This is a genomic window from Kluyvera intermedia (assembly GCF_034424175.1).
Lineage (GTDB): Bacteria > Pseudomonadota > Gammaproteobacteria > Enterobacterales > Enterobacteriaceae > Kluyvera > Kluyvera intermedia.
Genome location: NZ_CP139986.1, coordinates 4,691,011 through 4,710,361 on the forward strand (window position 1 = coordinate 4,691,011; position 19,351 = coordinate 4,710,361).

Genomic DNA, 19,351 nt, shown 5'->3' on the forward strand with positions numbered 1-19,351 from the left:
CTTTTTTACTCCTGGTTCACGCGGTTAAGCTTGCCCACAGCGGCAGCCATTAATACTTCCTGGGTGGCCTGCTCGCGTGAAAACTCACCGCCGAGATGCCCTTCATGCATCACAATAATGCGATCGCTCATCCCCAATACTTCTGGCATCTCGGATGAGACCAGAATGATGCTCAGACCATCGGCCTTGAACTGGTTGATCAGCTGATAAATCTCTTTCTTCGCGCCCACATCTACGCCGCGCGTCGGTTCATCCAGAATCAACACTTTCGGACGGGTCATCAGACCGCGGGCGATGGCGACTTTCTGCTGGTTACCGCCGGACAGCAGGCCGATAGCCTGTTCCATGGAAGGGGTTTTTACGTTGAACAGGCGGATAAAGTCGCTCACTGCCTGCTGCTCATCTTTATGTTTGAGGCTACCGCCGGCACGGCTGAAATAGCGCAATGCGGTCAGCGACATGTTCTCTTTCACCGACATGCCCAGTACCAGGCCATCACGTTTACGGTCTTCAGAGATATAAACGATGCCGTTTGCCAGACCATCCTGCGGCGAGCGAGTCACCACTTCATGACCATCGAGGGTAACGTAGCCGCTGGTACGTGGCAGCGCGCCGTACAGCACTTTCATCAGTTCCGTGCGCCCAGCGCCCATCAGCCCAGCAACGCCAAGAATTTCACCTTTACGCAGGGTAAAGGAGACGTTTTCCACGCCCGGACCACACAACGCATCCACCTTCAGGCGGATATCACCCGGCGCTTTATCAATGCGCGGATATTGATCTTCAAGCTTGCGCCCCACCATCATTTCAATCAGCAGATCTTCATCGAGACTGGCGACTTCACGCTCGGCAATAAATTGACCGTCGCGGAAGACCGTTACGTCGTCGCAAATCTCGAAGATCTCTTTCATACGGTGAGAAATATAGACAATGCCGCGCCCCTGCGATTTCAGCTCGCGGATCACGCGGAACAGGGATTCAGTTTCGGTATCGGTCAGCGCATCGGTCGGTTCATCCATAATGATGACTTTCGACTCGAAGCTCAGCACTTTGGCGATTTCCACCATCTGCTGATCGCCAATCGAGAGTTCGCCGACTAAACGGTCGCTTTTAAAGCGCAGATTCAGTTTCGCCAGCAGAACGTCGGCTTCGGCATACATCTTCTTCCAGTCGATTTTGCCAAAACGATTCACAAACTCACGGCCGAGAAAAATGTTCTCAGCAATCGTCAGTTGTGGGATCAGGTTCAATTCCTGGTGGATGATGCCGATACCGGCTTCCTGGGAGGATTTCGGGCCGGTGAAGGTGGTTTCTTTACCCAGCCATAATAATGAACCGGCGTCACGGGCATAAATCCCGGTCAGCACTTTCATCATGGTGGATTTGCCCGCGCCGTTTTCGCCCACCAGCGCCATCACGCGCCCGGAATAGACATTTAACGCAGCACCGGAGAGCGCCTTCACGCCCGGGAACGATTTATCGATCCCTTTGAGTTGTAAGAGTGCGTCCATGATGGCCTCAGAAGGTGACGCCAGCACAAAGAATGATATTCGCATACGGGGAACATTCCCCGCTGCGAATCACCGCCTGACTGTCTGCGGTTTGTTGTTTGAACTGTTCATGCGAGACGTAACGAACGTCAATGGTATTTCCCTGGTGTTGTTGCAGCTGCTCGATGTGTTTGAGCAACGTTTCGTGGAGTTGCGGATTATGCTGTTGAATTTCCGTTGCGAGAATGGCTGCCTCAACCTGCATCTCTTGCGTCACCACGCCTAATACCTGCATAAAGGTGGGAACGCCCTGGGTTAACGCCATATCAATGCGCGCGGTGCTATGGGGAATAGGTAAACCCGCATCGCACACCACCAGCGTATCGGTATGACCCAGACGGGAGATAACCGATGAGATTTCAGAGTTAAGTACCGTGCCTTTCTTCATTTGTTTTCTTGCTCCACTAGCGAAACGTTTCGCTGAACTAAGTTTAGTCTTAAGTGCGCACAGAAAACCACCACTAGGTTATAGAAATGTGATCGCTATCGAAACGTTTCGCGAAGAAAGAAAGTGAGATAAAAAAATGCCCTCCATCGAAATGAGGGAGGGCATTGATTGTTTAGATTTCGACCTGGGTACCCAATTCGATAACCCGGTTTGGCGGGATCTCGAACTGGTCCGGCGCGCGAAGCGCGTTGCGTTGCAACAGCAAGTACAGCTTACCGCGCAGACGCAGATACCACGGACGCTTACCGACAATCAGTGACTCATGCGACATGAAGAATGACGTTTCCATCATCCGGCAGCTTAAGCCTTCCAGACCACAGCGGTGGAATACTTCTTCAACATTCGGGGTTTCACGCCAGCCGTAGCTTGCTACCACACGCCAGAAGGTTGGCGAGAGTTGCTCTATCTGCACGCGACGTACGTTATGAACATACGGCGCATCTTCAGTCCGCAACGTCAGAAGAATCACCCGCTCATGCAGCACCTTGTTGTGCTTGAGGTTATGCATCATGGCAAACGGAATAACGTTAAGCGCACGTGACATATATACCGCAGTACCCGGTACGCGTACCGGCGGCGATTTCTCGAGTGACGCTATCATCGCCTCCAGAGAGTTACCGTGTTCGTGCATCCGGCGCAGCAGACGGAAACGCTCACTTTTCCAGGTGGTCATAATGGTAAACATGATCAGCGCCAGCGTCAGCGGCAACCAACCGCCGGAGATGATTTTATCGAGGTTCGCCGAGAACAGCGGGATATCGATGCACATAAAGCCCACCAGCATCAACGCCACGACAAATTTATTCCAGCGCCAGTTTTTACGCGCCACCGTGGTGAACAGGATGGTGGTCAGCACCATAGTTCCCGTTACCGCAATACCGTACGCCGCCGCCAGGTTCGAGGAGTGCTCAAAGCTAACAATCACGATAACCACGGAGATGTAGAGCAGCCAGTTGATAAACGGAATATAAATCTGCCCGGACTCCATTTCCGAGGTATGGATAATCCGCATCGGCGACAAATACCCTAAACGCACGGCCTGACGCGTTAGCGAGAAGACCCCGGAAATCACTGCTTGAGAGGCAATAACTGTCGCTAGCGCTGCGATAATCAGCATTGGGATCAACGCCCAATCAGGTGCCAGCAGGAAGAAGGGGTTCTTAATCGCTTCCGGATGTTTTAACAACAGCGCACCCTGACCAAAGTAGTTGAGCACCAGCGAAGGCAACACCACCGAGAACCAGGCCAGACGAATTGGCAACTTACCGAAATGCCCCATGTCGGCGTAAAGTGCTTCCACACCGGTAATCGACAGCACGACGGCGCCCAGAGCCACAAACGAAACGGTCTTGTACTCAAGGAAGAAATGTACCGCCCAGTAAGGATTCAGCGCATGCAGAACGTCTGGGTTATCCATGATACTGCGCGCGCCCAGCACCGCCAACAGCAGGAACCACACCAGCATAATAGGGGCGAACAGTTTGCCGACCATGCTGGTACCGTGTTTCTGGATAGCAAACAGCAGCGTCAGAACGATAATCGAGATAGGGACAACCCAGGTATCGAGATCGGGCGCGATAATTTCCAGACCTTCTATCGCTGACATAACCGAAATAGCCGGGGTAATAACCACTTCGCCATAGAAGAAACTACCGCCGATAAGCCCCAGGATCACCAATACCGATGTGGTTCTCGCAGACGTGTTGCGTCCCGCCAGTGACATCAGCGTCAGGATCCCACCTTCACCCGCGTTATCCGCGCGCATCACGAAAGTGATGTATTTGAGTGAGACGGTAAAAATCAGCAGCCAGAAGATAAGCGACAGGAAGCCAAAAACGGCATCTCGTTCAACGCCAAAACCAAACTGACCAGACAAGCATTCACGAAGTGTATAAAGAGGGCTGGTACCGATGTCGCCGTATACCACGCCAATTGCAGCGAGTGTAATCGCTGATAAAGATTGTTTCTTATCAGTGCTCATAGACTAGTCTTTCGTTTATAAAACAAATGTGTGCCTAGTCCCTTGGCCCACGAAAAGCGCACAGTATGCACGATTAGCATCAAAATCGTACCCCTTAATCGCGTCATCTTAACCTGCCTCAATAAATCGCGAAGGACTATTCAGGCTATTCACCGCCAGACTTAAACGTCTATACTCAGCCAGTTAGCTGATTACATGGCGAAAGGACGCAGGTTAATTATGGCCCAACCACATTTATTAGCAGAAAGAATTTCTCGGTTAAGCAGTGCGTTAGAGAAAGGGCTCTTTGAACGTAGTCACGCCATTCGCCTGTGTCTTCTGGCAGCGCTGAGCGGCGAGAGCGTCTTTTTACTCGGCCCACCCGGAATTGCTAAAAGCCTGATCGCTCGTCGCCTGAAATTCGCCTTCCAGCATGCCCGCGCGTTTGAATATTTGATGACCCGTTTTTCCACGCCGGAAGAAGTCTTTGGTCCGCTGTCTATTCAGGCGTTAAAAGATGAAGGCCGCTATGAGCGCCTGACCGCTGGCTATCTGCCGGAAGCGGAGATCGTCTTTCTCGATGAAATCTGGAAAGCCGGCCCGGCCATCCTCAATACCCTGCTGACCGCGATCAATGAACGCCACTTCCGTAACGGCGCCAACGTCGACAAAATCCCAATGCGACTACTGGTCACCGCGTCTAACGAACTACCAGAAGCCGAAAGCAGCCTGGAAGCGCTCTATGACCGTATGTTGATTCGCCTGTGGCTCGACAAAGTGCAGGATAAAGGCAACTTCCGTTCAATGCTGATTAGCCAGCAGGATGAAAACGATAACCCTATCCCGCCAAATCTGCAGGTCACAGATGAAGAGTACTTCCAGTGGCAGAAAGATATCGGCAAGGTCAAACTGCCGGATGCGGTTTTTGAACTGGTATTCACGCTGCGTCAGCAACTGGATAACTTACCGAATGCACCATATGTCTCAGACCGTCGCTGGAAGAAAGCCGTCCGCTTACTGCAAGCCTGCGCCTTTTTCAGCGGCCGAGACAGCGTCGCGCCGATCGATCTGATCTTGCTAAAAGAGTGCCTGTGGCACGACGCTGAAAGCCGGAATTTACTGCAACAACAGATAGATATTTTGATGACCGGGCACGCATGGCAGCAGCAAGCGATGCTCAACAAGCTGGGCTCAATTACCCAGCAACGCTTACAGCTTCAGCAGCAGCAAAGCGACAAAACGGCGCTGAAAGTGACTCGTCTGGGCGGCATGTTTAGCCGTAAACCGCACTATGAACTGCCACCAGAGGTGCAGCCGCCAACGGTGACGCTGCTGTTACAAAAACCGCTTAAGCTGCATGATATTCAAGTCGTTCACATCACCTTCGAACACCAGGTGCTGGAGAATTGGCTGGAAAAAGGGGGTGAGATCCGCGGCAAACTTAACGGTATTGGGTTTGCACTGACGCTCAATATGGAAGTTGATGCAGCACAGCACCTGGTGGTGCGCGATGTCAGCCTTCAGGGTTCTCGATTATCACTGCCGGGCAACAGCACGCCGGAGAATATGCCGACCGAGATCCGCCAGCAGCTCACCGCCCTTCACGAAGAGTGGCACCAGCAGCACAACCGTTTTAGCGAGCAGCAAAAATGCCTGTTTGTGAACGAAGAATGGTTAGGCCGTATTGAGGCCAGCCTGCAAGACGTCGCTGTTCAGATTAAGCAGGCGCAACTTTAATGCTGACCGTTGATACGCTCAACATGATGCTGGCGGTCAGTGAAGAGGGGATGATCGAAGAGATGATCATTGCCCTGCTGGCCTCACCACAGTTGGCGGTCTTTTTTGAAAAATTTCCCCGTTTAAAAAGCGCGATTACCGAAGATCTTCCCCGGTGGCGTGAAACCTTTAAAAATCGCCTGAAAGGGGCCCCGGTTCCGGAGGAACTGGAAGAAGAGGTTATCTGCTATCAGCAAAGCCAGCTCCTATCGACGACCCAATTTATCGTCCAGCTCCCGCAGATTCAGGCACTCTTAAAACGGGTGCAATCTCCCTTTGCCGCGCAAGCGCAGCAGTTGGTTGCCAACAATGCGACCTTTACTCCCGCATTGCACACGCTCTTTCTACAACGCTGGCGCTTAAGCCTTGTTGTTCAGGTCACTTCAATTAACCAGCAATTGCTGGAAGAAGAGCGAGAACAACTGCTCAGTGAAGTCCAGGAACGCATGACCCTGAGCGGGCAGCTTGAACCGGTGCTGGTGGATAATGACAGCGCGGGTGGGCGACTGTGGGATATGAGCGCCGGGCAGCTTAATCGCGGCGACTATCAGCTGATCGTAAAATACGGTGAGTTTCTCAGCCAACAACCGGAATTAATGCGCCTGGCCGAGCAGCTGGGACGTTCTCGCGAAGCGAAGTCAGTGCCGAAGAAAGATGCACCGATGGAAACCTTCCGCGCGCTAGTACGCGAGCCCTCCACCGTGCCAGAACAGGTTGATGGCATCCAGCAAAGCGACGATATCCTGCGGCTACTACCACCGGAGCTGGCTACGCTGGGTATCACGGAGCTGGAGTATGAGTTTTATCGTCGGCTGGTGGAAAAACAGTTACTGACCTACCGTCTACATGGCGATTCCTGGCACGAGAAGATCACTGAGCGTCCAGTTGTTCGCCAGGACGAAGATGAGCAACCACGCGGACCCTTTATCGTCTGCGTGGACACTTCCGGTTCCATGGGTGGCTTCAATGAACAGTGCGCCAAAGCCTTCTGTCTGGCACTGATGCGCGTGGCGCTCGCTGATAATCGCCGCTGCTACATTATGTTGTTTTCAAGCGAAGTGGTGCGCTACGAGCTGACCAGCCCGCAGGGACTGGAGCAGGCGATCCGCTTTCTAAGCCAACGCTTTCGCGGCGGTACCGATATGGCCAGTTGTTTCCGCGCCATTATTGAACATCTGCAAAATCCGCAGTGGCAAGATGCCGACGCAGTGGTGATTTCAGATTTTATCGCCCAGCGGCTGCCGGATGAAGTGGTGAAGAAGGTGGGGGATCTACAGCATAAATATCAGCACCGTTTTCATGCGGTGGCGATGTCGGCACACGGCAAACCCGGGATCATGCGCATTTTCGATCATATCTGGCGCTTTGATACCGGGTTAAGAAGCCGCCTGCTAAGACGCTGGCGGCGTTAATCGTTTATTACAGCAGAGAAGAGACGCTCTCACGAACCTGTGCTGGCCACACGCCGCACTGCACCTGGCCGATATGCGACAACTGCAACAACAGCATGGTCAAACGCGACTGACCAATACCACCGCCGATGGTTTGCGGCATATCACCACGCAGCAGCGCCTGATGCCACTCAAGCTGCAAGCGATCTTCATCACCGGTCAGTTGAAGCTGATGTTTCAGTGCTTTAGCATCCACGCGAATCCCCATTGAAGAGAGCTCAAACGCATCTTCCAGTATCGGGTTCCACACCAGAATGTCACCGTTCAGACCAGCAAAGCCGGACGCGCTCGGGGTGCTCCAGTCGTCATAGTCCGGTGCACGAACGTCGTGGCGGTAACCATCAGATAATTTGCCACCGATACCAATAAGGAAAACAGCGCCCAGTTCTTTGGCGATAGCACGTTCACGACCTTTAGCATCCAGACCGGGATAACGGCTCAGCAACGTTTCACTGTGGACGAAGTGGATCTGTTCTGGCAGGAACGGTGTCAGACCAAATTCTTTGCTCACAGCGATTTCTGTTTCTTTAATTCCCGCCCAGATAGCCTTAACGGTGCTTTCCAGCGTACCGGCATGGCGCTCATCATCACCCATCACGCGTTCCCAGTCCCACTGGTCAACGTAAACGGAGTGAATGGCAGTCAATCTATCTTCATCGGGGCGAAGAGCTTTCATGTGCGTGTAGAGCCCTTCGCCCGCGCTGAAGTCGTGTTGTCCCAGTGTTTGACGTTTCCACTTTGCCAGAGAATGCACCACTTCAAACTGGGCATCTGGCAACGTTTTCACTTTCACCTGGACCGCTTTCTCGCAACCAGACAGGTTGTCCTGAGTCCCATCCCCGATACGGCTTAAGATTGGCGCCTGGACTTCTACGAGCCCTAGCTTCTCTTCCAGCTGACGGGAAAAGTGGGATTTAACGAAACTAATCTGGCGTTGTTTTGCGATGTATGCGGTTTTCATTGTTTTACTCCTGCGTCCTGTTGCCATTGATTAAGCAACAAAACAGGGTGCCAATACAATAATCAAACAATAAAAAGCCTCACTCACTTTTGATTCGATAAAATATCAGGCTAAAATAGAGTTAATCGTTAATCATCATAAGAAAAACCAATGGAAAATTATCAGATCGACAATCTGGATCGCGGCATCCTTGACGCTTTGATGGCCAACGCCCGTACCGCCTACGCAGAATTAGCCAAACAGTTCTCCGTTAGCCCCGGCACCATTCACGTACGTGTCGAGAAAATGAAGCAGGCGGGGATCATCACCGGCGCACATGTTGATGTCAGCCCCAAACAGCTCGGTTATGACGTGGGCTGCTTTATCGGCATTATTTTAAAGAGCGCAAAAGACTACCCGTCGGCATTAGCACGGCTGGAAAGTCTTGATGAGGTTACCGAGGCGTACTACACCACCGGTCACTACAGCATCTTTATTAAAGTGATGTGCAAATCGATCGATGCCCTTCAGCAGGTACTTATCAACAAGATCCAAACAATTGATGAAATTCAATCCACCGAAACGTTGATCGTGCTGCAGAACCCGATCATGCGTACCATCAAGCCGTAAACAACTTTTTTAATCCCACATTTTTCCACAGGTAGATCCCAGCTCGTTCACAGCGTACAATGCGCCTTCTTTATAAAGGTGGACGAGCATGGCGGATATCACTCTCATTACCGGCAGCACGCTAGGCAGTGCGGAATATGTTGCAGAACATCTGGCTGAAAAGCTCGACGACGCTGGTTTTTCCAGCGAAATGCTGCACGGCCCAATGATCGATGAAGTGCCAACCGACGGGATCTGGCTGATTATCAGTTCAACGCACGGTGCGGGAGACATTCCTGACAACCTGCTTCCTTTATATGAAGCATTACGCGAGCAGAAACCGGATCTGTCAAAGGTACACTTTGGCGCAATCGGGATCGGTAGCCGCGAATATGACACGTTCTGTGGGGCTATTGATAAGCTAGAGGCTGAATTGAAGTCCTGTGGAGCCAAACAGATCGGCGAAACGCTGCGGATCAATGTGCTTGAACATGAGATTCCTGAAGATCCGGCTGAGATTTGGTTAGGATCGTGGCATCTTTTACTCAGAGTTTTGTAAAGATCGCACTTTATTCTGTGGATAAGTCTGGTTAAAAGCATTGATCAACCGGTAGTTATCCCAAGAATAACTTCTGCCTAGTTTTTGACCTGTGTATAACCCTTCGTTTTGATCCCAGCTTATACTGTCCAGGATCACCGATCATTCACAGTTAACGATCCTTCTTAAACGGTTGATCTTAAATCGCGGATCGCACTTATCCACAGAAGTTGGCGATCCTAATAAGAGATCATAATAGAACAGATCTCTAAATAAAAAGATCTTCTTTTTAATACCCAAGATCCGAACCCTTTCTCCATCGACTAAAGTTGAGTAGAATCCACGGCCCGGGCTTCAATCCATTTTCAAACCGCTTTACGCGAGGCAAACCACCATGTTTTATCAGGATCCTTTTGACGTCATCATCATTGGCGGGGGTCATGCAGGCACTGAGGCCGCGATGGCCGCAGCGCGAATGGGTCAGCAGACCCTGCTTTTGACACACAATATCGACACCCTGGGGCAGATGAGCTGTAACCCGGCGATTGGCGGCATTGGGAAAGGACACCTGGTAAAAGAAGTGGATGCGCTTGGCGGCCTGATGGCAACGGCTATCGACCATGCGGGCATCCAGTTTAGGATACTAAACGCCAGCAAAGGACCGGCTGTTCGAGCCACCCGTGCTCAGGCGGATCGCGTGCTCTATCGTCAGGCTGTCCGTACCGCACTGGAGAATCAGCCAAACCTGATGATCTTCCAGCAGGCGGTCGAAGATCTGATTGTTGAAAACGATCGTGTTGTTGGCGCCGTCACCCAAATGGGCCTGAAATTCCGCGCTAAAGCGGTGGTTCTGACCGTCGGGACTTTCCTTGACGGCAAAATCCACATTGGTCTGGATAACTACAGCGGTGGCCGCGCAGGCGATCCGCCATCCATCCCACTGTCTCGTCGTCTGCGTGAATTGCCGCTGCGTGTGGGCCGCCTGAAAACCGGAACCCCACCGCGTATTGACGCTCGCACTATTGATTTCAGCGTATTGAGCCAACAAAACAGCGACAACCCGCTGCCGGTCTTCTCGTTCCTGGGCAAGGCGTCTCAACATCCGCGCCAGATGCCGTGCTACGTCACGCACACCAACGAGAAAACCCATGAGGTGATCCGCAATAACCTCGATCGTAGCCCGATGTATGCTGGAGTGATCGAAGGGATCGGCCCACGCTACTGCCCATCGATCGAAGACAAGGTGATGCGCTTTGCTGACAAAAATCAGCACCAGATTTTCCTCGAACCGGAAGGTTTGACCTCTAACGAAATTTATCCGAACGGGATCTCCACCAGCCTGCCATTCGATGTGCAGATGCAAATTGTTCGTTCCATGCAAGGGATGGAGAACGCCCGTATCGTTCGTCCAGGCTACGCTATCGAGTATGATTTCTTCGACCCGCGTGATCTGAAGCTAACGCTTGAGAGCAAACATATTCACGGTCTGTTCTTTGCAGGTCAGATCAACGGGACTACCGGTTACGAAGAAGCGGCTGCTCAAGGTATGCTGGCCGGTCTTAACGCAGCTCGTCTGTCTGCGGAAAAAGAAGGCTGGGCACCACGTCGCGATCAGGCTTACCTGGGCGTGCTGGTGGACGATCTCTGTACCCTCGGTACCAAAGAACCGTACCGTATGTTCACTTCTCGTGCGGAATATCGCCTGATGCTGCGTGAAGATAACGCCGATCTGCGTCTGACCGAAATCGGTCGTGAGCTGGGACTGGTGGACGACGTTCGCTGGGCTCGCTTTAACGAGAAAATCGAAAATATCGAACGTGAGCGTCAGCGTCTGAAGTCAACATGGGTTAACCCAACGACTGACTCTGTAGACGAAGTGAATGCTCACCTGAGCGCGCCACTGACCCGAGAAGCTAGCGGTGAAGATCTGCTGCGTCGCCCGGAAATGACCTACGAACAGCTGACGAAATTTACGGCCTACGCCCCAGCGCTGGAAGATGCTCAGGCGGCGGAGCAGGTAGAAATTCAGGTGAAATATGAAGGTTATATCGCGCGTCAGCAAGACGAGATTGAAAAACAGCAGCACAATGAGAATACCCTGCTGCCCGCCACGATGGACTATCGCCAGGTTAGCGGTCTGTCCAATGAAGTGATCGCGAAGCTTAACGATCACAAACCGGTTTCTATCGGTCAGGCATCGCGTATTTCCGGGGTGACCCCGGCTGCTATCTCAATCCTGCTGGTGTGGCTGAAAAAACAGGGTCTGCTGCGCCGCAGCGCGTAGTATTTGAATCATGCCCGGTAACGCTACGCTTACCGGGCCGACAATGTAGGCCGGATAAGGCAAGGCCGCCATCCGGCAAATCACCGCTAATAGGTATTCCCCGTGCTCAACAAACTTTCTCGTCTGCTGGATGAAGCAGGAATTTCGCTCACCGATCACCAGAAAAACCAGCTTGTGGCTTACGTCGATATGCTGCACAAGTGGAACAAAGCCTACAACCTGACTTCCGTTCGCGATCCCAATGAAATGCTGGTGCGCCATATTCTCGACAGTATCGTGGTCGCGCCTTCGCTGAAAGGTGAACGTTTTATCGACGTTGGGACAGGCCCGGGGCTGCCGGGGATTCCGTTATCTATCGTCCGACCGGATGCAAATTTCACATTACTGGATAGTCTGGGCAAGCGCGTACGTTTCCTGCGGCAGGTACAGCATGAGCTGAAGCTTGAGAACATTACGCCGGTGCAAAGCCGTGTAGAAGCGTTCCCGGCAGAGCCACCGTTTGACGGTGTTATTAGCCGTGCTTTCGCGTCTCTGACCGATATGGTGACCTGGTGCCACCATCTTCCTGGCGAAGAAGGGCGTTTTTATGCGTTAAAAGGCGTATTACCGACAGAGGAAATTGCGCAACTTCCCGCGCAGTTCAGCGTGGAGTCCGTGGTTGAATTGCGGGTTCCACATCTGGAAGGGGAACGTCATCTGGTTATTATTCAGGCTAATAAAATTTAATATTTATCAAAAAAAGTCGAGAAAAAGTACAGGTGCTGGTGTTAACAATTGTGCGAAAAGAAACGTCAGCAACCTGGAAAGATTAACTAGTGATTAACTTTGTTTTATCTTACTTTTAACTCAGCCTTTTTTGTTAAAGATGAAAATAGTAAACATGGAAAATATCAGTCTGCTAAAAGTCAGGGCTTAAGTCATTTTGTTATGTTAATAATATATTATGAATGTCAATGAATGGTTTTTGTTCTGTATCGGTGTGTTTTTAAAAGATTGGATAATTTTCGGCTTAGATATCAAAATGATGAGAACGCATATTTTGCTGCGTTGAATCAGAAGCTTAGTTCTAAAATGTTTAATATGTGATCTCGTGCACGCTTTATAATCACTGTTTTCCATGTGTTTGCACTTTTGTACGAGCGTTCACACTTTGACAAAAAGTAGGAAAACAGCCCGAATGAAAAATATTTAAACATTTATTCACTTTTTGGCTACTTATTGTTTGAATTCACGAGGCGTCACCGTATAATTTGCCCGATTTTTGATGCTTGACTCTAAGCCATAAAGAACGTTTTATACGACACGCGGCATACCTCAAAGGGAGCAGGAGTAGAAACGTGATGTCTATGTCGCTCGTGAGTCGAAACGTTGCTCGTAAGCTTCTGTTCATTCAGCTTCTGGCAGTGATAGCAAGTGGATTGCTGTTCAGCCTAAAAGACCCCTTCTGGGGCATCTCCGCCGCGTGTGGGGGATTGGCAGTGTTACTGCCTAACATGTTGTTTATGATTTTTGCCTGGCGTCACCAGGCGCATACACCTGCTAAAGGTCGAGTGGCCTGGACGTTCGCTTTCGGTGAAGCGTTCAAAGTGCTAGCGATGCTGGTGTTATTGATAGTGGCGCTGGCGGTTTTAAAGGCGGTATTCTTGCCGCTGATCGTGACATGGATTTTGGTGCTAGTGGTTCAGATACTGGCGCCCGCTGTAATTAACAACAAAGGGTAAAAGGCATCATGGCTTCTGAAAATATGACGCCGCAGGAATACATAGGTCATCACCTGAATAACCTTCAGCTTGATCTGCGTACTTTCTCGCTGGTAGATCCGCATAACCCCCCAGCCACCTTCTGGACGCTCAATATTGACTCCATGTTCTTCTCGGTGGTGCTGGGTCTGTTGTTCCTGCTTACGTTCCGTAGCGTTGCTAAAAGAGCAACCAGCGGCGTACCAGGTAAATTTCAGACCGCGATTGAGCTGGTAATCGGCTTTGTTCATGGCAGTGTCAAAGACATGTACCATGGCAAAAGCAAGGTTATCGCTCCGCTAGCCCTGACGATTTTTGTCTGGGTCTTCCTCATGAACATGATGGACTTACTGCCTATCGACCTGCTGCCGTATATTGCTGAGCATATACTGGGCCTGCCGGCGCTGCGCGTGGTTCCATCTGCGGATGTAAACATCACCCTGTCTATGGCATTGGGCGTGTTTATCCTGATTCTGTTCTACAGCATCAAAATGAAAGGCATCGGTGGCTTCACTAAAGAGTTGACGCTGCAGCCGTTCAATCACTGGGCATTTATTCCTGTCAACTTAATCCTTGAAGGGGTAAGCCTGCTGTCCAAACCAGTATCTCTGGGTCTGCGACTGTTCGGCAACATGTATGCCGGTGAGCTGATTTTCATTCTGATTGCTGGTCTGTTGCCGTGGTGGTCACAGTGGATTCTGAATGTGCCATGGGCCATTTTCCACATACTGATTATTACGCTACAAGCCTTCATCTTCATGGTTCTGACGATCGTCTATCTGTCGATGGCGTCTGAAGAGCATTAATTTACCAACACTACTACGTTTTAACTGAAACAAACTGGAGACTGTCATGGAAAACCTGAATATGGATCTGCTGTACATGGCTGCCGCTGTGATGATGGGTCTGGCGGCAATCGGTGCTGCGATCGGTATCGGCATCCTCGGGGGCAAATTCCTGGAAGGCGCAGCGCGTCAACCGGATCTGATTCCTCTGCTGCGTACTCAGTTCTTTATCGTTATGGGTCTGGTGGATGCTATCCCTATGATCGCTGTAGGTCTGGGTCTGTACGTGATGTTCGCTGTCGCGTAGTAAGCGTTGCTTTTAATTAAGTAAGAGCAATATCAGAACGTTAACTAGATAAAGAGGCATTGTGCTGTGAATCTTAACGCAACAATCCTCGGCCAGGCCATCGCGTTTGTCCTCTTCGTTCTGTTCTGCATGAAATACGTATGGCCGCCATTAATGGCAGCCATCGAAAAACGTCAAAAAGAAATTGCTGACGGTCTTTCTTCTGCAGAACGAGCTAAAAAGGATTTGGACCTTGCACAGGCCAATGCGACCGACCAGCTGAAAAAAGCGAAAGCGGAAGCCCAGGTAATCATCGAGCAGGCGAATAAACGTCGCTCCCAGATTCTGGACGAAGTGAAAGCTGAAGCAGAACAGGAACGTACTAAAATCGTGGCTCAGGCTCAGGCAGAAATCGACGCCGAGCGTAAACGTGCTCGCGAAGAACTGCGTAAGCAAGTCGCTATCCTGGCTATTGCTGGCGCCGAGAAGATCATCGAACGTTCCGTGGATGAAGCTGCTAACAGCGACATCGTGGATAAACTTGTCGCTGAACTGTAAGGAGGGAGGGGCTGATGTCTGAATTTATTACGGTAGCTCGCCCCTACGCCAAAGCAGCTTTTGACTTTGCCGTCGAACACAAAAGCGTAGATCGCTGGCAGGATATGCTGGCGTTTGCCGCCGAAGTGACGAAGAACGAACAAATGGCAGAGCTTCTTTCTGGCGCGATGGCGCCAGAAACGCTTGCTAAGTCGTTTATCGCTGTCTGTGGTGAGCAACTGGACGATAACGGTCAGAACCTGATTAAGGTCATGGCTGAAAATGGTCGTCTTAAGGTGCTCCCTGATGTTCTTGAGCAATTCATTCACCTGCGTGCCGCGAGTGAGGCTACCTCTGAGGTAGATATCATTTCAGCCACCGCACTGAGTGAAGAACAGCTTGCGAAGATCAGCGCCGCGATGGAAAAACGTCTGTCACGCAAAGTTAAGCTGAATTGCAAAATCGATAAGTCTGTAATGGCAGGTATTATCATCCGTGCGGGTGATATGGTCATTGATGGTAGCGTACGCGGCCGTCTTGATCGCCTTGCAGACGTCTTGCAGTCTTAAGGGGACTGGAGCATGCAACTGAATTCCACCGAAATCAGCGAACTGATCAAGCAGCGCATTGCTCAGTTCAGTGTTGTGAGTGAAGCTCACAACGAAGGTACAATTGTTTCTGTAAGTGACGGTGTTATCCGCATCCACGGCCTGGCCGATTGTATGCAGGGTGAAATGATTTCCCTGCCGGGTAACCGTTACGCTATCGCACTGAACCTGGAGCGCGACTCCGTAGGTGCTGTAGTCATGGGTCCATACGCTGACCTTGCCGAAGGCATGACGGTTAAGTGTACGGGTCGTATCCTGGAAGTTCCGGTTGGCCGTGGCCTGCTGGGACGTGTGGTTAACACCCTGGGTGCACCAATTGATGGTAAAGGCGCGCTGGACAACGACGGCTTCTCAGCTGTTGAAGCTATCGCACCAGGCGTAATCGAACGTCAGTCCGTCGATCAGCCGGTTCAAACCGGTTATAAATCCGTTGATGCCATGATCCCAATCGGTCGTGGTCAGCGTGAACTGATCATCGGCGACCGTCAGACCGGTAAAACCGCGCTGGCAATCGACGCCATCATCAACCAACGTGACTCCGGCATCAAGTGTGTCTACGTGGCTATCGGCCAGAAAGCGTCCACCATTTCTAACGTGGTACGTAAACTGGAAGAACACGGCGCGCTGGCTAACACCATCGTTGTTGTGGCAACTGCGTCAGAATCCGCTGCACTGCAATACCTGGCACCATATGCAGGTTGCGCAATGGGCGAATACTTCCGCGACCGCGGCGAAGATGCGCTGATCATTTATGATGACCTGTCTAAACAGGCCGTTGCTTACCGTCAGATCTCCCTGCTGCTTCGTCGTCCACCAGGTCGTGAAGCATTCCCAGGCGACGTATTCTACCTCCACTCCCGTCTGTTGGAGCGTGCTGCGCGTGTTAACGCCGAATACGTTGAAGCTTTCACTAAAGGTGAAGTTAAAGGGAAAACCGGCTCACTGACTGCTCTGCCGATTATCGAAACGCAGGCAGGTGACGTTTCCGCATTCGTTCCGACCAACGTAATTTCCATTACCGATGGTCAGATCTTCCTGGAAACCAACCTGTTTAACGCCGGTATTCGTCCAGCGGTTAACCCGGGTATCTCCGTATCCCGTGTTGGTGGTGCAGCGCAGACCAAGATCATGAAGAAACTGTCCGGTGGTATCCGTACCGCTCTGGCACAGTATCGTGAACTGGCAGCATTCTCCCAGTTCGCATCTGACCTTGACGATGCAACCCGTAAGCAGCTGGACCATGGTCAGAAAGTGACTGAACTGCTGAAACAGAAACAGTATGCGCCGATGTCAGTCGCGCAGCAGTCTCTGGTTCTGTTCGCGGCAGAACGTGGTTATCTGGCGGATGTAGAACTGGCGAAAATCGGTAGCTTCGAAGCCGCTCTGCTGGCTTACGTTGACCGTGATCACGCTCCGTTGATGCAAGAGATCAACCAGTCCGGTGGCTATAACGACGAAATCGAAGGCAAGCTGAAAGGCATCCTCGATTCCTTCAAAGCAACCCAGTCCTGGTAAAGTCTAGCGGCCTGTCTTAGGGCAGGCCGTAAGGCATTGAGGAGAAGCTCATGGCCGGCGCAAAAGAGATACGTAGTAAGATCGCAAGCGTCCAGAACACGCAAAAGATCACTAAAGCGATGGAAATGGTTGCCGCTTCCAAAATGCGTAAATCGCAGGAGCGTATGGCGGCCAGCCGTCCTTACGCAGAGACCATGCGTAAAGTTATTGGTCATCTTGCGAACGGTAATCTGGAATATAAGCACCCATACCTGGAAGAACGCGACGTTAAACGCGTGGGCTACCTGGTGGTGTCGACCGACCGTGGTCTGTGTGGTGGTTTGAACATTAACCTGTTCAAAAAACTGCTGGCGGATATGAAGGCATGGTCTGAAAAAGGCGTTCAGTGCGACCTCGCAATGATCGGCTCTAAAGGCGTTTCCTTCTTTAATTCCGTTAATGGCAACATCGTTGCTCAGGTTACTGGCATGGGGGATAAACCTTCCCTGTCAGAACTTATCGGTCCGGTAAAAGTGATGTTGCAGGCCTACGATGAAGGCCGTCTGGACAAGCTTTATATTGTCAGCAACAAATTTATTAACACCATGTCTCAGACGCCAACTATTACTCAACTGCTGCCGCTGCCGGCTTCAGATGATGCTGAGTTGAAGCGTAAAGCCTGGGATTACCTGTATGAACCAGACCCGAAAGCGCTGCTGGATACCCTGCTGCGCCGTTACGTTGAGTCTCAGGTTTATCAGGGCGTGGTAGAAAACCTGGCCAGCGAGCAGGCCGCACGTATGGTGGCGATGAAAGCCGCGACCGACAATGGCGGCAGCCTGATTAAAGAGCTGCAGTTGGTATACAACAAAGCTCGTCAGGCCAGCATTACTCAGGAACTCACCGAGATCGTCGGTGGTGCATCCGCGGTATAACCAGGTTAATTCGTAGAGGATTCAAGATGGCTACTGGAAAAATTGTCCAGGTAATCGGCGCCGTAGTTGACGTCGAATTCCCTCAGGATGCCGTACCGCGTGTGTACGAAGCCCTTGAGGTTCAGAATGGTAATGAAGTGCTGGTGCTGGAAGTTCAGCAGCAGCTCGGCGGCGGTATCGTACGTACCATCGCCATGGGTTCTTCCGACGGTCTGCGTCGCGGTCTGGATGTAAAAGACCTCGAGCACCCGATCGAAGTCCCAGTTGGTAAAGCAACACTGGGTCGTATCATGAACGTACTGGGTCAGCCAGTAGACATGAAGGGCGACATCGGTGAAGAAGAGCGTTGGGCTATCCACCGTGAAGCACCATCCTATGAAGAGCTGTCAAGCTCTCAGGAACTGCTGGAAACCGGCATCAAAGTTATCGACCTGATGTGTCCGTTTGCGAAGGGCGGTAAAGTTGGTCTGTTCGGTGGTGCGGGTGTAGGTAAAACCGTAAACATGATGGAGCTTATTCGTAACATCGCGATCGAGCACTCCGGCTATTCTGTGTTTGCGGGCGTAGGTGAACGTACTCGTGAGGGTAACGACTTCTACCACGAAATGACCGACTCCAACGTTATCGATAAAGTTTCTCTGGTTTATGGCCAGATGAACGAGCCACCAGGTAACCGTCTGCGCGTTGCGCTGACCGGTCTGACCATGGCTGAGAAGTTCCGTGACGAAGGTCGCGACGTACTGCTGTTCGTCGATAACATCTATCGTTACACCCTGGCAGGTACTGAAGTTTCAGCACTGCTGGGTCGTATGCCTTCAGCGGTAGGTTACCAGCCGACTCTGGCGGAAGAGATGGGCGTTCTGCAGGAACGTATCACCTCCACCAAAACCGGTTCTATCACCTCCGTACAGGCGGTATACGTACCTGCGGATGACTTGACTGACCCATCACCAGCCACCACCTTTGCTCACTTAGATGCAACCGTGGTACTGAGCCGTCAGATCGCATCCCTGGGTATCTACCCGGCCGTTGACCCGCTGGACTCCACCAGCCGTCAGCTGGATCCGCTGGTTGTTGGTCAGGAACACTACGACACCGCTCGTGGCGTTCAGTCCATCCTGCAGCGTTATCAGGAACTGAAAGACATCATCGCCATCCTGGGTATGGATGAGCTGTCTGAAGAAGATAAACTGGTGGTAGCACGCGCACGTAAGATCCAGCGCTTCCTGTCCCAGCCATTCTTCGTGGCAGAAGTATTTACCGGTTCTCCGGGCAAATACGTCTCCCTGAAAGACACCATCCGTGGCTTTAAAGGCATCATGGACGGCGAATACGATCACCTGCCGGAGCAGGCGTTCTACATGGTCGGTTCCATTGACGAAGCAGTGGAAAAAGCCAAAAAACTTTAACG

Annotated in this window: 18 protein-coding genes; 14 read left to right on the forward strand and 4 right to left on the reverse strand. The window is 51.5% G+C overall.

Annotated features, from left to right (window positions below):
• Window positions 1–5: 5 nt before the first annotated feature.
• The 3 genes from rbsA to kup all read right to left on the reverse strand — a co-directional run bounded on the left by rbsA (window position 6) and on the right by kup (window position 3,979).
• Complete coding sequence (rbsA, locus tag U0026_RS22490) at window positions 6–1,511, reverse strand: ribose ABC transporter ATP-binding protein RbsA (protein ID WP_062776617.1); 1,506 nt, start codon at window positions 1,509–1,511, stop codon at window positions 6–8.
• Between the two features lie 7 nt (window positions 1,512–1,518).
• On the reverse strand, window positions 1,519–1,938 hold the full coding sequence (rbsD, locus tag U0026_RS22495) for a D-ribose pyranase (RefSeq protein WP_062776619.1): 420 nt from the start codon (window positions 1,936–1,938) through the stop codon (window positions 1,519–1,521).
• A 172-nt stretch (window positions 1,939–2,110) separates the two neighbouring features.
• Entirely contained in the window at window positions 2,111–3,979 is a 1,869-nt protein-coding gene (gene kup, locus U0026_RS22500; RefSeq protein ID WP_062776621.1) for a low affinity potassium transporter Kup, read from the reverse strand.
• A gap of 219 nt (window positions 3,980–4,198) precedes the next feature.
• On the opposite strand from kup, the gene ravA reads away from it, so the two are divergent.
• Together ravA and viaA are read left to right on the forward strand one after the other, a co-directional pair.
• Window positions 4,199–5,695 (forward strand): ATPase RavA, encoded by a 1,497-nt coding sequence (gene ravA, locus U0026_RS22505; RefSeq protein ID WP_062776623.1) that lies wholly within the window; start codon window positions 4,199–4,201, stop codon window positions 5,693–5,695.
• Window positions 5,695–7,146 (forward strand): ATPase RavA stimulator ViaA, encoded by a 1,452-nt coding sequence (gene viaA, locus U0026_RS22510; protein ID WP_062776624.1) that lies wholly within the window; start codon window positions 5,695–5,697, stop codon window positions 7,144–7,146. Before ravA ends, viaA begins: the two co-directional genes overlap by 1 nt.
• A gap of 7 nt (window positions 7,147–7,153) precedes the next feature.
• On the opposite strand, the gene asnA is transcribed toward viaA, so the two are convergent.
• Window positions 7,154–8,146: an aspartate--ammonia ligase gene (asnA, locus tag U0026_RS22515; RefSeq protein WP_062776626.1), complete on the reverse strand. Its 993-nt coding sequence runs from the start codon at window positions 8,144–8,146 to the stop codon at window positions 7,154–7,156.
• A gap of 150 nt (window positions 8,147–8,296) precedes the next feature.
• Here asnA and asnC point away from each other — a divergent pair, with 150 nt between their 5' ends.
• The 12 genes from asnC (at window position 8,297) to atpD (ending at window position 19,349) form a co-directional block, all read left to right on the forward strand.
• Window positions 8,297–8,755, forward strand: a complete 459-nt coding sequence (gene asnC, locus U0026_RS22520; protein ID WP_062776627.1) for a transcriptional regulator AsnC — start codon at window positions 8,297–8,299, stop codon at window positions 8,753–8,755.
• 88 nt (window positions 8,756–8,843) lie between these two features.
• Window positions 8,844–9,293, forward strand: coding sequence for an FMN-binding protein MioC (mioC, locus tag U0026_RS22525; RefSeq protein WP_062776629.1), 450 nt, complete (start codon window positions 8,844–8,846; stop codon window positions 9,291–9,293).
• A gap of 373 nt (window positions 9,294–9,666) precedes the next feature.
• A complete protein-coding gene (gene mnmG, locus U0026_RS22530) occupies window positions 9,667–11,556 on the forward strand; it encodes a tRNA uridine-5-carboxymethylaminomethyl(34) synthesis enzyme MnmG (protein ID WP_062776630.1) in 1,890 nt (629 codons plus the stop codon).
• Window positions 11,557–11,658: 102 nt separating this feature from the next.
• Complete coding sequence (gene rsmG, locus U0026_RS22535) at window positions 11,659–12,282, forward strand: 16S rRNA (guanine(527)-N(7))-methyltransferase RsmG (protein ID WP_062776632.1); 624 nt, start codon at window positions 11,659–11,661, stop codon at window positions 12,280–12,282.
• A gap of 614 nt (window positions 12,283–12,896) precedes the next feature.
• On the forward strand, window positions 12,897–13,277 hold the full coding sequence (atpI, locus tag U0026_RS22540) for a F0F1 ATP synthase subunit I (protein WP_052284567.1): 381 nt from the start codon (window positions 12,897–12,899) through the stop codon (window positions 13,275–13,277).
• A gap of 8 nt (window positions 13,278–13,285) precedes the next feature.
• Entirely contained in the window at window positions 13,286–14,101 is an 816-nt protein-coding gene (gene atpB / locus U0026_RS22545; RefSeq protein WP_062776633.1) for a F0F1 ATP synthase subunit A, read from the forward strand.
• A 46-nt stretch (window positions 14,102–14,147) separates the two neighbouring features.
• The gene (gene atpE, locus U0026_RS22550) at window positions 14,148–14,387 is read left to right on the forward strand and encodes a F0F1 ATP synthase subunit C (RefSeq protein WP_000429386.1); all 240 of its coding nucleotides are present in this window, start codon (window positions 14,148–14,150) and stop codon (window positions 14,385–14,387) included.
• 66 nt (window positions 14,388–14,453) lie between these two features.
• Complete coding sequence (gene atpF / locus U0026_RS22555; protein ID WP_062776635.1) at window positions 14,454–14,924, forward strand: F0F1 ATP synthase subunit B; 471 nt, start codon at window positions 14,454–14,456, stop codon at window positions 14,922–14,924.
• 14 nt (window positions 14,925–14,938) lie between these two features.
• On the forward strand, window positions 14,939–15,472 hold the full coding sequence (gene atpH / locus U0026_RS22560) for a F0F1 ATP synthase subunit delta (RefSeq protein WP_062776637.1): 534 nt from the start codon (window positions 14,939–14,941) through the stop codon (window positions 15,470–15,472).
• A 12-nt stretch (window positions 15,473–15,484) separates the two neighbouring features.
• Window positions 15,485–17,026, forward strand: coding sequence for a F0F1 ATP synthase subunit alpha (gene atpA / locus U0026_RS22565; protein WP_035893616.1), 1,542 nt, complete (start codon window positions 15,485–15,487; stop codon window positions 17,024–17,026).
• Between the two features lie 50 nt (window positions 17,027–17,076).
• Window positions 17,077–17,940, forward strand: a complete 864-nt coding sequence (gene atpG, locus U0026_RS22570) for a F0F1 ATP synthase subunit gamma (protein WP_062776638.1) — start codon at window positions 17,077–17,079, stop codon at window positions 17,938–17,940.
• A gap of 26 nt (window positions 17,941–17,966) precedes the next feature.
• Entirely contained in the window at window positions 17,967–19,349 is a 1,383-nt protein-coding gene (gene atpD / locus U0026_RS22575) for a F0F1 ATP synthase subunit beta (protein ID WP_062776640.1), read from the forward strand.
• The last annotated feature ends 2 nt before the right edge of the window (window positions 19,350–19,351 follow it).

Excerpts from the sequence above, each read along its gene's own strand:
- rbsA (WP_062776617.1), bottom strand. The coding sequence starts at position 1,511 with ATGGACGCACTCTTACAACTCAAAGGGATCGATAAATCGTTCCCGGGC.
- rbsD (WP_062776619.1), bottom strand. The coding sequence starts at position 1,938 with ATGAAGAAAGGCACGGTACTTAACTCTGAAATCTCATCGGTTATCTCC.
- kup (WP_062776621.1), bottom strand. The coding sequence starts at position 3,979 with ATGAGCACTGATAAGAAACAATCTTTATCAGCGATTACACTCGCTGCA.
- ravA (WP_062776623.1), top strand. The coding sequence starts at position 4,199 with ATGGCCCAACCACATTTATTAGCAGAAAGAATTTCTCGGTTAAGCAGT.
- viaA (WP_062776624.1), top strand. The coding sequence starts at position 5,695 with ATGCTGACCGTTGATACGCTCAACATGATGCTGGCGGTCAGTGAAGAG.
- asnA (WP_062776626.1), bottom strand. The coding sequence starts at position 8,146 with ATGAAAACCGCATACATCGCAAAACAACGCCAGATTAGTTTCGTTAAA.
- asnC (WP_062776627.1), top strand. The coding sequence starts at position 8,297 with ATGGAAAATTATCAGATCGACAATCTGGATCGCGGCATCCTTGACGCT.
- mioC (WP_062776629.1), top strand. The coding sequence starts at position 8,844 with ATGGCGGATATCACTCTCATTACCGGCAGCACGCTAGGCAGTGCGGAA.
- mnmG (WP_062776630.1), top strand. The coding sequence starts at position 9,667 with ATGTTTTATCAGGATCCTTTTGACGTCATCATCATTGGCGGGGGTCAT.
- atpI (WP_052284567.1), top strand. The coding sequence starts at position 12,897 with ATGTCTATGTCGCTCGTGAGTCGAAACGTTGCTCGTAAGCTTCTGTTC.
- atpB (WP_062776633.1), top strand. The coding sequence starts at position 13,286 with ATGGCTTCTGAAAATATGACGCCGCAGGAATACATAGGTCATCACCTG.
- atpE (WP_000429386.1), top strand. The coding sequence starts at position 14,148 with ATGGAAAACCTGAATATGGATCTGCTGTACATGGCTGCCGCTGTGATG.
- atpH (WP_062776637.1), top strand. The coding sequence starts at position 14,939 with ATGTCTGAATTTATTACGGTAGCTCGCCCCTACGCCAAAGCAGCTTTT.
- atpA (WP_035893616.1), top strand. The coding sequence starts at position 15,485 with ATGCAACTGAATTCCACCGAAATCAGCGAACTGATCAAGCAGCGCATT.
- atpG (WP_062776638.1), top strand. The coding sequence starts at position 17,077 with ATGGCCGGCGCAAAAGAGATACGTAGTAAGATCGCAAGCGTCCAGAAC.
- atpD (WP_062776640.1), top strand. The coding sequence starts at position 17,967 with ATGGCTACTGGAAAAATTGTCCAGGTAATCGGCGCCGTAGTTGACGTC.